The sequence below is a fragment of the Rhizobacter sp. P5_A1 genome (assembly GCF_056400745.1).
The window spans coordinates 18,616-30,757 of the sequence record NZ_JBFUKR010000032.1 but is presented as its reverse complement, the minus strand read 5'-3'; the positions used below and the strand labels follow the sequence as shown (position 1 = coordinate 30,757).

Below are 12,142 nucleotides of genomic sequence, written 5' to 3'. Positions count from 1 at the left end.
GGCGGAGCGCGCCGGGCGCGCTCCGCACGAACGAGGCGGGCGCTCAGCGCTCGTCTTCGTCCTCATCCTCGTCGAGGCGCTCGCGGTCGCTCTGCGAGCCGCTCTTGTGCGCGTCGTCGCGCGGCTGGTGCCCGCTTTGCTGGCCCGGCCCGGACGAAGCGCTGCCGCCCTGCTGCGACGACGGCTGCGCCGCACTGCCGCTCTGGCGCTGCATGTCGTCCTGCTGCCCCTGCTGCTGCGGGCTGCGCTTGCGGTCCTTCTGGCCCTGCGGGTTGCTGCTGCGCGACCCCGGGTTCTGCTCGCTTGGCTTCTGGTCTGCCACGTTGCTTCTCCTGCTGATGCACCGGCAACGGCGCCGGCATCCGAGCCGGCAATCGCCATACCCGTCGGCGCGGCGCACGCCGCCGCGCTCGGCGCCGGCACAGGCTGCCGGCGCCGGAAGAAACTTCTGGCAGGAAGTGCCGGTTCTAGCCGCGGTCGCCGCGCCTGCCTGTCTTCGCGTCGGGTGTCGCGGCGCCGAGCCGCAGGCGGCCCTCGGCCAGCGGCAGCGCGATCGGATCGACCTCGACCTCGGCGACGCCGATCGTGCGCGTGATGCCGATCTTCTGCGCGGTCGACGGCGAGAGGTCGACGATGCGGCCCTTCACGTACGGGCCGCGATCCTGGATCGTCACGAACGCGCTCTGGCCGGTCTTCAGGTTCGTCACCTTCGCGATCGTGCCAAGCGGCAGGGTGCGGCTCGCGGCGTTGTCGTCGTGCGGGTTCATCGGGTTGCCGTCGGCCATCTTGCGGCCGGCGAAGCGCTGCGCATAGAACGACGCCTTGCCGACGCGCTTGCGGCCCGACAGATCGAGCTTCGGCGGCACCGGGGCTGCGGCGCTCGGCGCCGGCGCTGCATCCTGCGCCGTCGCGAGCTCGGCGTGCGCTGGTGGCACGAACCCGGCGAACCCGACGACCGACGCCGCCAGAACGGCGCAGAGGCCATGAATTGAAAATGTGTCACGCATGTCCGATCAGTTTGCCGGCCCGCGAGCGGCGCCCTCGGTCGGCCGGGTTCGCGCCGGCGTGTAGGACAACGGTCCGACCGTCGCGGCCTCGGTGGTGCGCTAGCATGCGACCCGGCGCGCCGCGGGCCGCGAGAAGGAAAGCGAAATCGACGCGAACCTGCTGAACCAACTGCGCATCGACGGCCAGCACCGTGACCCCGAGGGCGGCGGGCCGCCGCGCTGGGTGTGGCCGGCGTTGGGCGTCATCGTGGTCCTGCTGCTCGCCGCAGGCGCCGCGTGGTGGTTCTTCTTCGCCGCGCGCCCGATCGCGGTGCGCACCGCGACGGTCGTCGCCTCTGGCCCCGGCGGCGCGAGCGCCGGCGCGGTGCTGCAGGCCACCGGCTACGTCACCGCGCGCCGGCAGGCCACCGTCTCGACGCAGATCACCGGCACGCTGACGCAGGTGCTGATCGAAGAGGGCGACCGGGTTCAGAAGGGCCAGGTCATCGCGCGCCTCGAAGACAGTTCGCTGCGTGCGAGTCTGAACGTCGCGCAGGCCAACATCTCGTCGGCGCAGGCCCAGGTCGCGCAGGCCCAGGCGCAGCTCGCACAGGCCACGGCCGATTCGCGCCGGCAGGACGAGCTCGCCGCGAGCGGCATGCTGTCGAAGCAGGCCGCGGAGCAGGCGCGCACCGCGGTCGCGACGGTGACCGCGCAGCTCGAGGCGCGGCGCCGCGAGGTCGATGCGGCGCGCGCGCAGCTCGCGCAGGCGCAGGTGAACTTCGACTACACGATCGTGCGTGCGCCGTTCGCCGGTGTCGTCACCGTGAAGGCGGCGCAGGTCGGCGAGATCGTCTCGCCGCTGTCGGCCGGCGGTGGCTTCACGCGCACCGGCGTCGGCACGATCGTCGACATGGATTCGCTCGAGGTCGATGTCGACGTGAGCGAGGCCTACATCGGCCAGGTCAAGCCCGGGATGCCCTGCGAAGCGGTGCTCGACGCCTATCCCGACTGGAAGGCGCCCGCGCACGTGATCGCGATCGTGCCGTCCGCCGACCGCGGCAAGGCGACCGTGAAGGTGCGTGTCGCGTTCGAGCAGAAGGATGCGCGGCTCGTGCCCGACATGGGCGTGCGCGTCTCGTTCTTCGGCACGCGGCCCGCGGCCGCGCCGGCCCAGGCGCCGAAGGGCCTGCTCGTGCCGGCACCGGCCGTGGTCCAGCGCGACGGCGCCAGCGTTGTCTTCGTGGTGGCCGACGGCAAGGTCCAGCAGCGCGCGGTGAAGCCGGCGCCGCAGGACGTCGGCGCGATGAAGCTGCTGCCGAACGATGCGGGCGGCGTGAAGCTCGGCGAACGCGTCGTGCTGGCGCCACCGGCCTCGCTGCAGGACGGCGCCGCGGTGCGCATCGAAGAATGACCCAACGGACGAAGGAACAAGGCATGGGCAAGCTGATCGAGATCCGCGACCTCGCGAAGGTCTACGCGCGCGGCAAGCAGAAGGTCGAGGTGCTGCACCACATCGACCTCGATGTCGACGAAGGCGATTTCATCGCGCTGATGGGTCCGTCGGGCTCCGGCAAGACGACGCTGCTGAACCTGATCGGCGGGCTCGACCTGCCGTCCGGCGGCAGCATCAGCGTCGGCGGCCAGCGCATCGACCAGCTCGGTGCGGGCGCGCTCGCGAAGTGGCGCGCCGCGAAGGTCGGCTTCGTGTTCCAGTTCTACAACCTGATGCCGATGCTCTCGGCGCAGCGCAACGTCGAGCTGCCGCTGCTGCTGACCAAGCTCTCGGCCGGCGAGCGCAAGAAGCGCGCGACGATCGCGCTGCAGCTCGTCGGGCTGGGCGACCGCGCGGCGCACAAGCCGGGCGAGCTCTCCGGCGGCCAGCAGCAGCGCGTGTCGATCGCGCGCGCGATCGTCTCCGACCCGGCGCTGCTGGTCTGCGACGAACCCACCGGCGACCTGGATCGCCAGTCGGCCGAAGACGTGCTGGGCCTGCTGCGCGCGCTGAACCGCGATCACGGCAAGACGATCGTGATGGTCACGCACGACCCGAAGGCGGCCGAGTACGCGAACCACACGCTGCACCTCGACAAGGGCAGCCTGGTCGAACAGGCGATGACGGCCTGACGCTCGATTCGGATTCAAGGAGGCGGCGATGAAATACCTGCACCTGGTCTGGGCCTCGCTGTTCAGGCGCAAGACGCGCACCGTGCTGACGCTGGTCTCGATCATCGCGGCCTTCCTACTGTTCGGCCTGCTGGACGCGGTGCGCACCTCGTTCGCCCAGGCCGGGCAGAGCGCGAACGGCGCGGCGCGGCTGCAGACCGGCTCGAAACTGTCGTTCATCCAGCTGCTGCCGCAGTCGCTGCAGGCGCAGATCGGGCGCGTCGACGGCGTCAAGAGCGTGACCTACGCGAACTGGTTCGGCGGCGCCTACCAGGACCCGCACAACCAGGTGTTCAGCTTCGCGGTGCCGCCGAACTACCTCGACCTGTACCCCGAGGTCGCGGTGACCGAGGCCGAGCGCAAGGCCTTCAACGAGACCCGCACCGGTGCGCTGGTCGGCGAGCGGCTGGCGCAGCGCTTCCACTGGAAGGTCGGCGATCGTGTGCCGCTGCAGTCGACGATCTTCCCGGACCGCCAGGGCAGCAAGAACTGGCAGTTCGACATCGTCGGCATCCTGCACGCGACCGACAAGAAGTCCGGCGGTTTCTTCGACCAGATGTTCCTGCTGAACTGGAAGTATTTCGACGACACCACGCCGTACAACCAGGGCCAGGTCGGCTGGTACGTCACGCGCGTGGCCGACGTGAACCAGGCCGATCGCATCGCGAAGGGCATCGACGCCTTGTCCGCGAACTCCGACCACGAGACGCGCACGCAGACCGAGCAGGCCGCGACCGCCTCGTGGATGAAGCAGCTGGCCGACATCGGCCTGATCGTCAGCTCGATCATGGGCGCCGTGTTCTTCACGCTGCTGCTGCTCTCGGGCAACACGATGATGCAGGCCGTGCGCGAACGCACCAGCGAGATCGCGGTGCTGAAGACGATCGGCTTCTCGAGCCGCAGCGTGCTGGCGATGGTGCTGGCCGAATCGGTGCTGCTGCTGGTGCTCGGCGGCATCGTCGGGCTGGCGCTCGCGACCGTCGTCATTCCTGCCGTCAGCGCCGGCAGCGGCGGCATGCTGAACCTGCCGTCGGTCGGCGCGAGCAGCTGGGTGCTGGGCCTCGCGCTGATGGCGCTGATCGGCGTGCTCGTCGGCGCGCTGCCGGCGTGGAACGCGATGCGGCTGAACATCGTCGATGCGTTGGCGCGGCGTTGAGATGAGCCTTTCGCGCGTCGGAGCGGCAAAGGCGAGAGCGGCCAGGCCGTCGAGGGCTGAAGCCGCGCCCCCGACTGCGTCGGGGGTACCCTGCGCTGCTCGCTACGCAGGGCAAGTCCGCAAACTCGGCCCTGAGTACAGGACCTCAAACACGCGGACTTGGGCCGCAAGCGGCCCGACCCTGCTGCGCTGCGCTGCTCGGCGCTGGCTTCTTGATGCCCTCGCCGGCCTGCCCGCTCTCGCCTTTGCACCACCGTTGAGGACTGCGGCGCCGAAGCGCTCGACGGTGCCCGAGCCGGTGCGGGGTGGCCGGCCGGTGGGCTGTGTGCGACGCCGAGAAGCGCAGGGCTCCTGGCCGCGCGCGCAGCGCGCTTCGTCAACTGACTCGTCGCGGCTGTCTGAGTGCAGTGAGCGCAGCGAACGGAGCGAGTTCGGCGACGGGCCAGGAGACCGAGCATCGCAGGGTACCCCTCGCGCAGCGAGGGGCGAGCAGTCTGCCCACCGGGCGGCCATCCCGTGCCGGCGATCGCGGCGACGGCCGCAAGCAGACCTCCAGCGCGCACAGCGAAGTGCTCAGGAGGCGTTGTCGACAAACAGCCCGGGCCCCGATGCTCGAAGGAGAACCGAATGGCCTGGTTGAGGAATGTGCTGCTGTTCGTGTTTCTGCTCGTCGTGATAGCGGCGTGGGTCGTGCTGCCGTGGCCGGGGGCCGTCGCGCTGGCGGTGCTGCTCGCCGCGTGGCTGCTGTTCACGCGGCGCGGGCGCCAGGCGCTGTCGGTCGCGAACGTCGGCATCAGCACGCTGGGGCAGCGGCTCGGGTCGACGGCGGTCATCGTGGTCGGCATCGCCGGGGTCGTCGGCGTGCTCGTCGCGCTGCTGTCGATGGCCGAGGGCTACAGCGAGACGCTGCGCAAGACCGGCAGCGCCGACACCGCGGTCGTGATGCGCGGCGCGTCGGCGTCGGAGGTGACCTCGGTGCTCGCGCGTGACAGCGTCGTGCTGATCGCGCAGGCGCCCGGCATCGCGCGCAACGCGAAGGGCGAACCGATCGCGACGGACGAACTGGTCGTGGCCGCGAACCTGCCGGTGCGGGGCGGCGGGCCCAACGAAGAAGGCAGCGTGCAGCTGCGCGGCGTCGGCGAGCAGGCCTGGGGCGTGCGACCGCAGGTCAAGATCACCGCCGGCAAGCGCTTCACGCCGGGCCTGCGCGAGCTGATCGTCGGCCGCGGTGCGGCGCGGCAGTTCGTCGGGCTGGAGCCGGGCAACGCGGTTCGGCTGGGCACGCAGCAATGGACCGTGGCCGGCGTGTTCGCCTCGGGCGATGCGATGGAATCCGAGATCTGGGCCGACGCGAGCGTGGTCGCCGACACCTACCGCCGCGGCAGCAGCCGCGCCTCGGTGACGGTGCGCCTGACCGACGCGCAGGCCTTCGATGCCTTCAAGACCGCGCTCGAATCGAACCCGCAACTCAAGGTCGACGCAAGCACCACGCTGGCCTACTTCAGCAAGCAGTCCGAGAAGGTGACGCAGGTGCTGCGCGTCATCGGCATCACGGTCGGCGCGATCATGGCGGTCGGCGCGATGTTCGGCGCGCTGAACACGATGTTCGCCGCGGTCGCGGCGCGCGCGAGAGAGATCGCGACACTGCGCGCGATCGGCTTCCCGGGCCTGCCGGTGGTGGTCGCGGTGATGCTCGAGACGATGCTGCTGGCGCTGATCGGCGGCGTCATCGGCGGGCTGCTGGCCTACCTCATCTTCAACGGCTACGGCGCCTCGACGATGGCCGCCGGCTCGGTGGGCAAGCTCAGTTTCGAGCTGAGCGTGTCGCCCGAGCTGCTCTGGACGGGCCTGAAGTGGGCCCTGGCGATCGGCTTCATCGGCGGCCTGTTTCCGGCCGTGCGCGCCGCGCGGCTGCCGGTGAGCACGGCGCTGCGCGAGCTTTGAGAACGGCGGCGGGTTGCGCCGCCTGCCTTCAGGCGTGGCCGGCGCTGGCCCGGTTCGACGTGCCGAGCAACAGTTCCTGAATCCACAGCGACGAGCTGCCGGTCGGCCCGAAGCTGTGCTCCGGCTGGTGCAGCAGGCCAATCGCGACACGCCCGGTCCACCAGACGCGGCGGCCGGTGCCGGGGATCACGAATTCGCCGACGTGGCCGACGGGGATCGTGACCGGGGGTGCCGACGAACTGTGATCGATGCCGTGGGGGTGGCTGGTGGGCGTGGCTTGATGCTGTGCGCTGGACATGCTCGACTCCTTGAAGTTGAAGTGGCATCTCGATGATTGGCGCGCCGGCGCGTTCTGGCACCCACCTTGGTGAGGGGGCGAGCAACACTCGGCATCCCCTCATCCGAGGGGTTCGGTGAGGTTCAGCGCACTTCTCGCAGGATCGCCTGTGCGCGCAGGATCACCGGCTTGTCGATCATCTTGCCGTCGAGCGCCGCCGCGGCGCCGCCGCTCGCTTCGGCCACCTCGAGCACGCGCTTCGCCCAGGCCACATCGGCCTCGCTCGGGCCGAAGCTGCGGTTCACGACCTCGAGCTGCGTCGGGTGGATGCACAGCTTCGCGCCGAAACCTAGGCGCCGCGCGCGCTGCGCCTCCGACTCGACCTCTTGGGACACGTCGATCGCGGTGCTCGGGCTGTCGATCGGCGCGGCCAGGTTCGCCAGACGCGAGACGAGCACGAGCCGCGAGCGGAAGCACAGCAGCTCGTCGAAGCTCGCGCGCATGTCCAGGTCGAGCTGGAAATCGATCGCGCCGAACGCGAGGCGCTGCAGGTTCGGCGCCGCGGCGATCTCGCGCAGATTCTCGAAGCCAGCGGCCGATTCGATCAGCGCGATGACCGGCGTCGCGGCGCCAACCCTGGCGAGGTCTTCGGCGCGCTCGGCCTTCGCGAGCATCACCGCGGCCACGCCGGGCCGGCCGCACAGCGCCAGGTCGTCGCGGAACCACGGCGTCCCGGCGGCGTTGACGCGCAGCACGACCGGCCGGTCGGCCGACAGCCAGCCCGCGACGGTCGCCCGCGCCGCATCCTTCTGCGCCGGTGGCACAGCATCTTCGAGGTCGACGATCACGCGGTCGGCAGCGCTCGCGAGCGCCTTCTCGAAGCGCTCGGGCCGGTTGCCGGGGACGAACAGGTAGGAACGAGGCGGCGCGCGCTCGACGGTGCGGCTCATCGCGTCGTCAGCCGAGGAAGTTCGTGACGACGGCCGCGTCGGCGAGCGACCAGACGCGCTCGATCACGCGCCGCATCTCGTCGCGCGTCGCGCCATCGCGGTAGGCCGCGAGCTGCAGCGCCTTGGCCTCGATCTCGGCGCGGCTCAGCGTGTTGCCGGGGTCGCCCTTCGGCTCGAGCACCCGGCCCTCGAAGCGCCGGCCATCGCGTGTCTCGACGACGACCTTGCCGATCCAGCGCGCCGGGTATGCGGCGTCGACCTCGGCATCGAGACACATCGTGACCTTGTCGTGGACCGCGCGCACCGCGGCGTCGCGGTAGCTGGCGTCGAACTCGTTCAGCCCGGCGCGGCCGAAGACCGCGATCAGGCCGAGCACCGTGCCCATCGAGAACTTCGCCTGGTGCACGGTCTGCGGGTCGGTGACCGGGCCGAGCACATCGATCGCGGCCTGGTGCACGCGCGCGGTGATCGCACGGATCTCGTCGGCTTCGACACGCTCGTTCGCCAGCACCTGCAGCAGCGCATCGGCGGCCGGGTGCGTGTGGCGGCAGGCGGCGTGGAACTTGAACGAGGTCTCGACGACGGTCCAGCGCGTGCCGAGCCCGTCGGCGAGGCGGCGTGCGTCGGCGTCGTCACCGGCCAGGCCGGCCGCGAGACCCTGCGGCCCATCGAAGATGCGCCGGGCGCCGGTGAAGTCGTCCCGCGCGAGGTACGCCGCGGTCAACCCGGCGCCGACCGCATGCGCGGTGTGCAGCGGCTTCGAATCGGCGGCGTCGCGCAGGAACTCCCAGAGCCCGGCCGATTGCGTGCCGGCCGAGCCGAACGCGTGGCGCATCTGCGTGACGTCGAGCCCGAGCAATCGGCCGACCGCCGCGGCCGCCGCGAACGTGCCGGCGGTGCCGGTCGTGTGGAAGATCCGGTAGTGCGAGCGGCCGAGGAACTCGCCGACGCGGATGCCGACCTCGTAGCCGGCGACGCACGCGGTCAGCAGCTCGCGGCCCGAGCTGCCGAGCGCCTGCGCGACCGCGAGCGCGGCCGGGAACACGATCGTGCCGGGGTGGAACACCGAGCCGTTGTGCACGTCGTCCTGCTCGGCGAAGTGCGAGGCCGCGGCGTTCGCGACCGCGGCGACCAGCGGGCTGCTGCCGCGCCGATGGATCAGGATCTCGCTCGGGCGGCGCTCCGATTCGCCCGGGCCCATCGCCTCGATGAAGCGCGCGATCGATTCGACCGGGCGCGCTCCCTTGCCGGCGAGCGCCGAGGCGAACCAATCGAGGAACAGGTCTTCGGCGCGGCGGATCACGCTGCGCGGGATCGCGTCGAAGCGCAGGCCGGCGGTGAACTCGGCGAGCGCCTGGGTCGGGTCGGCGTGGTGTCGGTCGTCCATCGAAGTCTCCGGTTCAGATGGCCGCCTCGGCGCGCAGGCGCGCGATCGCGTCGTCCGCATAGCCGAGCTCGGCGAGGATGGATTCGGCGTGCTCGCCGAGCGCCGGCACCGCGTCCATGCGCGGCTCGAAGCTCGCCGGCATGCCAGGCGGCAACGTCGCGGGGATCGCGCCGGACGGCGTATCGACCTCGACCCAACGCCCGCGCGCCCGCAGCTGCGGGTGGGCCCAGACGTCGGCCATCGTGCTCAGGTTCGCGTTCGCGATCTGCGCGTCTTCGAGGCGCGCGACGACCTGCTCGGCGCTCAGGCCGGCGAACACCGCGCCGACGATCGCATGCAGTGCCGGCTGGTTCGCGACGCGCTTGGCGTTCGCGTTGAAGCGCTCGTCGGCCGCGAGCTCGGGGCGGCGGATCACCTTGGCGCAGAAGACCTGCCATTCGCGCTCGTTCTGCAGCCCGAGCATCACGGTGCGGCCGTCGCCGGCGCTGAACGGGCCGTACGGGCAGATTGTCGCGTGCGAGGCGCCGGCGCGCGGCGGCGGCGCGGCCCCATCGAACGCGTAGTACAGCGGGTAGCTCATCCACTCGACCATGCTCTCGAGCATCGAGACATCGATGCGACAGCCTCGACCCGTCTTGCCGCGCTGGATCAGCGCCGCGAGGATGTTCGAGTACGCGTACATGCCGGCCGCGATGTCGGCGATCGAGCAGCCGGCCTTCGCCGGCGCATCGGCCGAACCGGTAATCGACAGGAAGCCGGCCTCGCTCTGGATCAGCAGGTCGTAGGCCTTCTTGTCGCGATACGGGCCGGGGTTCGCGGGGTCGTCGCCGTAGCCGGAGATGTCGCAGACGATCAGCGCCGGGTGCCGCTCGTGCAGCGCCTCGAACGACAGGCCGAGCCGCGCCGCCGCACCCGGCGCGAGGTTCTGCACCAGCACGTCGGCGCGCTGCAGCAGCCCGCCGAGCACCTCGGGCGCCGCGGCATGTTTCAGGTCGAGTGTCAGGCTCTCCTTCGAGCGATTCGTCCAGACGAAGTGCGAGGACTGGCCATGCACGCGCGTGTCGTAGGCGCGCGCGAAATCGCCGACGCCGGGGCGCTCGATCTTGATGACGCGCGCGCCGAGGTCGGCAAGCTGACGCGTGCAGAACGGCGCAGCGATCGCATGCTCGAGCGTGACGACGGTGATGCCTTCGAGGGGCCTCATCAGAAGCTCCTCGGCAACCCGAGTACATGCTCCGCCACATACGACAGGATCAGGTTCGTCGAGATCGGCGCGACCTGGTACAGCCGGGTCTCGCGGAACTTGCGCTCGACGTCGTATTCATGCGCGAAGCCGAAGCCGCCGTGGAACTGGATGCAGGCGTTCGCGGCCTCCCAGCTCGCCTTCGCCGCGAGGTACTTCGCCATGTTGGCCTGCGCGCCGCAGGGCTGATTCGCGTCGAACAGATCGCAGGCCTGCCAGCGCATCAGGTTCGCCGCCTCGACCTCGATGTGGCTCTCGGCGATCGGGAACTGCACGCCCTGGTTCTGGCCGATCGGCCGGCCGAACACGACGCGTTCGCTGGCGTACTTCGTCACCCGGTCGATGAACCAGCGGCCGTCGCCGATGCACTCGGCCGCGATCAGCGTGCGCTCGGCGTTCAGGCCGTCGAGGATGTACCTGAAGCCCTGGCCCTCCACGCCGATCAGGTTCTCGGCCGGGATCTCGAGGTTCTCGAAGAACAGCTCGTTGGTCTCGTGGTTGACCATGTTCGCGATCGGCCGCACCGTCATGCCGCGCTTCGCGGCCTCGCGCAGGTCGACCATGAAGATCGACATGCCCTCGGACTTCTTCTTCACGTCCGCGAGCGGCGTCGTGCGCGCGAGCAGGATCATCCAGTCGGAGTGCTGCACGCGCGAGATCCAGACCTTCTGGCCGTTGACCACGTAGCGGTCGCCGCTCCGGCTCTTCACCGCGGTCGTCCTGATCTTCGTCGTGTCGGTGCCGGTGCTGGGCTCGGTGACGCCCATCGATTGCAGCCGCCATTCGCCGCTCGCGATCTTCGGCAGGTAATGCTGCTTCTGCGTCTGGCTGCCGTGGCGCAGCAGCGTGCCCATGTTGTACATCTGGCCGTGGCAGGCGCCGGAGTTGCCGCCCGAGCGGTTGATCTCCTCCATCACGACGCTCGCCTCGGCGAGGCCCAGGCCCGAGCCGCCGTACTCGGTCGGGATCATCGCGGCGAGCCAGCCGGCCCGGGTCAGCGCCTCGACGAAGGCCTCGGGGTAGCCGCGTTGCGCGTCGATCTCGCGGTGGTAGGCGTCGGGAAACGCGGCGCAGAGCTGGCGCATCGCGTCGCGGATGTCCTGGTATCGCTCGGAGGTGGTCGCGGGCATGTTCGTCGTCTCTCGGTGGGGCGGGGTCAGGCCAGTTCGGCGCGCGCCTGCATCGCGAGCTGGCCGGCCGGGTTGCGTGCCCACAGGTCGACTTCGCGCTCGCCCGCGCGCTTGCCGCAGACGCTGAACGGGTGGATGTCGAACAGCGGGCTCGCGGCCTTGAACGCGAAGCTGCGGAGCTGCGTGCCGGGCAGCTCGCGCCGCACCAGGTCGACGAGCAGCGTCGCGATCAGCGGGCCGTGCACGATCAGGCCCGGATAGTGTTCGACCTCGGTCGCGTAGCTTCGGTCGTAGTGGATGCGGTGACCGTTGAAGGTCAGCGCCGAGTAGCGGAACAGCAGCACCGGATCGGGCACGATGGTTCGGCCGAAGTCTTCGTCGCGGCGGGCCTGAGCCGGTGGCGGCGCGCTCGCGGCCCGGGCCGGATCGGGCAGGTCGCGGTAGACGATGTCGTGCTCCTCGCTGAGCGCGAGTCCACGCGCATCGCTGATCTCGTGGCGCACCGTGACGAACACCAGCGCGCCGCTGCGGCCGCTCTTCGCGTCGACCTTCGTGATCGTCGAGCGACGCTCGACCTCGTCGCCGACGCGCAGCGCGCGCTCGAACTGCAGCCGCCCGCCCGCCCACATGCGGCGCGGCAGCGGCACCGGCGGCAAGAAGCCGCCGCGCTTCGGGTGGCCGTCGGCGTCGAGCTCGCGTTGCGGTGCCTGCGGCAGGAAGTAGAGCCAGTGCGCCAGCGGCGGCAGCGCCGAGCCGGCCAGCGGCTCGGGGTCGTCGACGCGGTCGAGCGTGGCCGCGAGGCCGGCGAGCGGCGCGGCGGTGATCGTGTCGCCGCGGCGCTCGCTGCGGCCGATCCAGTCGCCGAGGCGATCCAGAGCGGGTGCGGTGCTGTTCATGGTGTCG

Annotated in this window: 12 protein-coding genes; 4 read left to right on the top strand and 8 right to left on the bottom strand. The window is 70.8% G+C overall.

The genetic code is table 11. The features are described from left to right. Window positions 1–43: 43 nt before the first annotated feature. Both AC1DTW_RS24280 and AC1DTW_RS24275 read right to left on the bottom strand, forming a co-directional pair. The gene (locus AC1DTW_RS24280; RefSeq protein WP_477983972.1) at window positions 44–322 is read right to left on the bottom strand and encodes a hypothetical protein; all 279 of its coding nucleotides are present in this window, start codon (window positions 320–322) and stop codon (window positions 44–46) included. A 145-nt stretch (window positions 323–467) separates the two neighbouring features. Continuing rightward, complete coding sequence (locus AC1DTW_RS24275) at window positions 468–1,007, bottom strand: septal ring lytic transglycosylase RlpA family protein (protein WP_477983971.1); 540 nt, start codon at window positions 1,005–1,007, stop codon at window positions 468–470. A gap of 247 nt (window positions 1,008–1,254) precedes the next feature. On the opposite strand from AC1DTW_RS24275, the gene AC1DTW_RS24270 reads away from it, so the two are divergent. The 4 genes from AC1DTW_RS24270 (at window position 1,255) to AC1DTW_RS24255 (ending at window position 6,252) form a co-directional block, all read left to right on the top strand. Continuing rightward, complete coding sequence (locus tag AC1DTW_RS24270; protein WP_477983970.1) at window positions 1,255–2,400, top strand: efflux RND transporter periplasmic adaptor subunit; 1,146 nt, start codon at window positions 1,255–1,257, stop codon at window positions 2,398–2,400. Beyond that, entirely contained in the window at window positions 2,397–3,113 is a 717-nt protein-coding gene (locus AC1DTW_RS24265; protein WP_477983969.1) for an ABC transporter ATP-binding protein, read from the top strand. Before AC1DTW_RS24270 ends, AC1DTW_RS24265 begins: the two co-directional genes overlap by 4 nt. A gap of 28 nt (window positions 3,114–3,141) precedes the next feature. Beyond that, window positions 3,142–4,308, top strand: a complete 1,167-nt coding sequence (locus AC1DTW_RS24260) for an ABC transporter permease (RefSeq protein WP_477983968.1) — start codon at window positions 3,142–3,144, stop codon at window positions 4,306–4,308. A gap of 627 nt (window positions 4,309–4,935) precedes the next feature. Next, a complete protein-coding gene (locus tag AC1DTW_RS24255; RefSeq protein ID WP_477983967.1) occupies window positions 4,936–6,252 on the top strand; it encodes an ABC transporter permease in 1,317 nt (438 codons plus the stop codon). Window positions 6,253–6,280: 28 nt separating this feature from the next. Here the strand turns inward: AC1DTW_RS24255 and AC1DTW_RS24250 are convergent, their stop codons facing one another. The 6 genes from AC1DTW_RS24250 to AC1DTW_RS24225 all read right to left on the bottom strand — a co-directional run bounded on the left by AC1DTW_RS24250 (window position 6,281) and on the right by AC1DTW_RS24225 (window position 12,135). After that, window positions 6,281–6,550, bottom strand: coding sequence for a hypothetical protein (locus tag AC1DTW_RS24250; RefSeq protein WP_477983966.1), 270 nt, complete (start codon window positions 6,548–6,550; stop codon window positions 6,281–6,283). 122 nt (window positions 6,551–6,672) lie between these two features. Beyond that, complete coding sequence (locus AC1DTW_RS24245) at window positions 6,673–7,479, bottom strand: HpcH/HpaI aldolase/citrate lyase family protein (protein ID WP_477983965.1); 807 nt, start codon at window positions 7,477–7,479, stop codon at window positions 6,673–6,675. Window positions 7,480–7,486: 7 nt separating this feature from the next. Next, the gene (locus AC1DTW_RS24240) at window positions 7,487–8,866 is read right to left on the bottom strand and encodes an MmgE/PrpD family protein (RefSeq protein ID WP_477983964.1); all 1,380 of its coding nucleotides are present in this window, start codon (window positions 8,864–8,866) and stop codon (window positions 7,487–7,489) included. A gap of 13 nt (window positions 8,867–8,879) precedes the next feature. Continuing rightward, a complete protein-coding gene (locus AC1DTW_RS24235) occupies window positions 8,880–10,070 on the bottom strand; it encodes a CaiB/BaiF CoA transferase family protein (protein WP_477983963.1) in 1,191 nt (396 codons plus the stop codon). Beyond that, window positions 10,070–11,239: an acyl-CoA dehydrogenase family protein gene (locus tag AC1DTW_RS24230; protein ID WP_477983962.1), complete on the bottom strand. Its 1,170-nt coding sequence runs from the start codon at window positions 11,237–11,239 to the stop codon at window positions 10,070–10,072. Before AC1DTW_RS24230 ends, AC1DTW_RS24235 begins: the two co-directional genes overlap by 1 nt. Window positions 11,240–11,265: 26 nt before the next feature. Next, window positions 11,266–12,135: an HTD2 family dehydratase gene (locus AC1DTW_RS24225; RefSeq protein ID WP_477983961.1), complete on the bottom strand. Its 870-nt coding sequence runs from the start codon at window positions 12,133–12,135 to the stop codon at window positions 11,266–11,268. Window positions 12,136–12,142: the final 7 nt, after the last annotated feature.

Excerpts from the sequence above, each read along its gene's own strand:
- AC1DTW_RS24275 (WP_477983971.1), bottom strand. The coding sequence starts at position 1,007 with ATGCGTGACACATTTTCAATTCATGGCCTCTGCGCCGTTCTGGCGGCG.
- AC1DTW_RS24265 (WP_477983969.1), top strand. The coding sequence starts at position 2,397 with ATGACCCAACGGACGAAGGAACAAGGCATGGGCAAGCTGATCGAGATC.
- AC1DTW_RS24260 (WP_477983968.1), top strand. The coding sequence starts at position 3,142 with ATGAAATACCTGCACCTGGTCTGGGCCTCGCTGTTCAGGCGCAAGACG.
- AC1DTW_RS24255 (WP_477983967.1), top strand. The coding sequence starts at position 4,936 with ATGGCCTGGTTGAGGAATGTGCTGCTGTTCGTGTTTCTGCTCGTCGTG.
- AC1DTW_RS24250 (WP_477983966.1), bottom strand. The coding sequence starts at position 6,550 with ATGTCCAGCGCACAGCATCAAGCCACGCCCACCAGCCACCCCCACGGC.
- AC1DTW_RS24245 (WP_477983965.1), bottom strand. The coding sequence starts at position 7,479 with ATGAGCCGCACCGTCGAGCGCGCGCCGCCTCGTTCCTACCTGTTCGTC.
- AC1DTW_RS24240 (WP_477983964.1), bottom strand. The coding sequence starts at position 8,866 with ATGGACGACCGACACCACGCCGACCCGACCCAGGCGCTCGCCGAGTTC.
- AC1DTW_RS24235 (WP_477983963.1), bottom strand. The coding sequence starts at position 10,070 with ATGAGGCCCCTCGAAGGCATCACCGTCGTCACGCTCGAGCATGCGATC.
- AC1DTW_RS24230 (WP_477983962.1), bottom strand. The coding sequence starts at position 11,239 with ATGCCCGCGACCACCTCCGAGCGATACCAGGACATCCGCGACGCGATG.
- AC1DTW_RS24225 (WP_477983961.1), bottom strand. The coding sequence starts at position 12,135 with ATGAACAGCACCGCACCCGCTCTGGATCGCCTCGGCGACTGGATCGGC.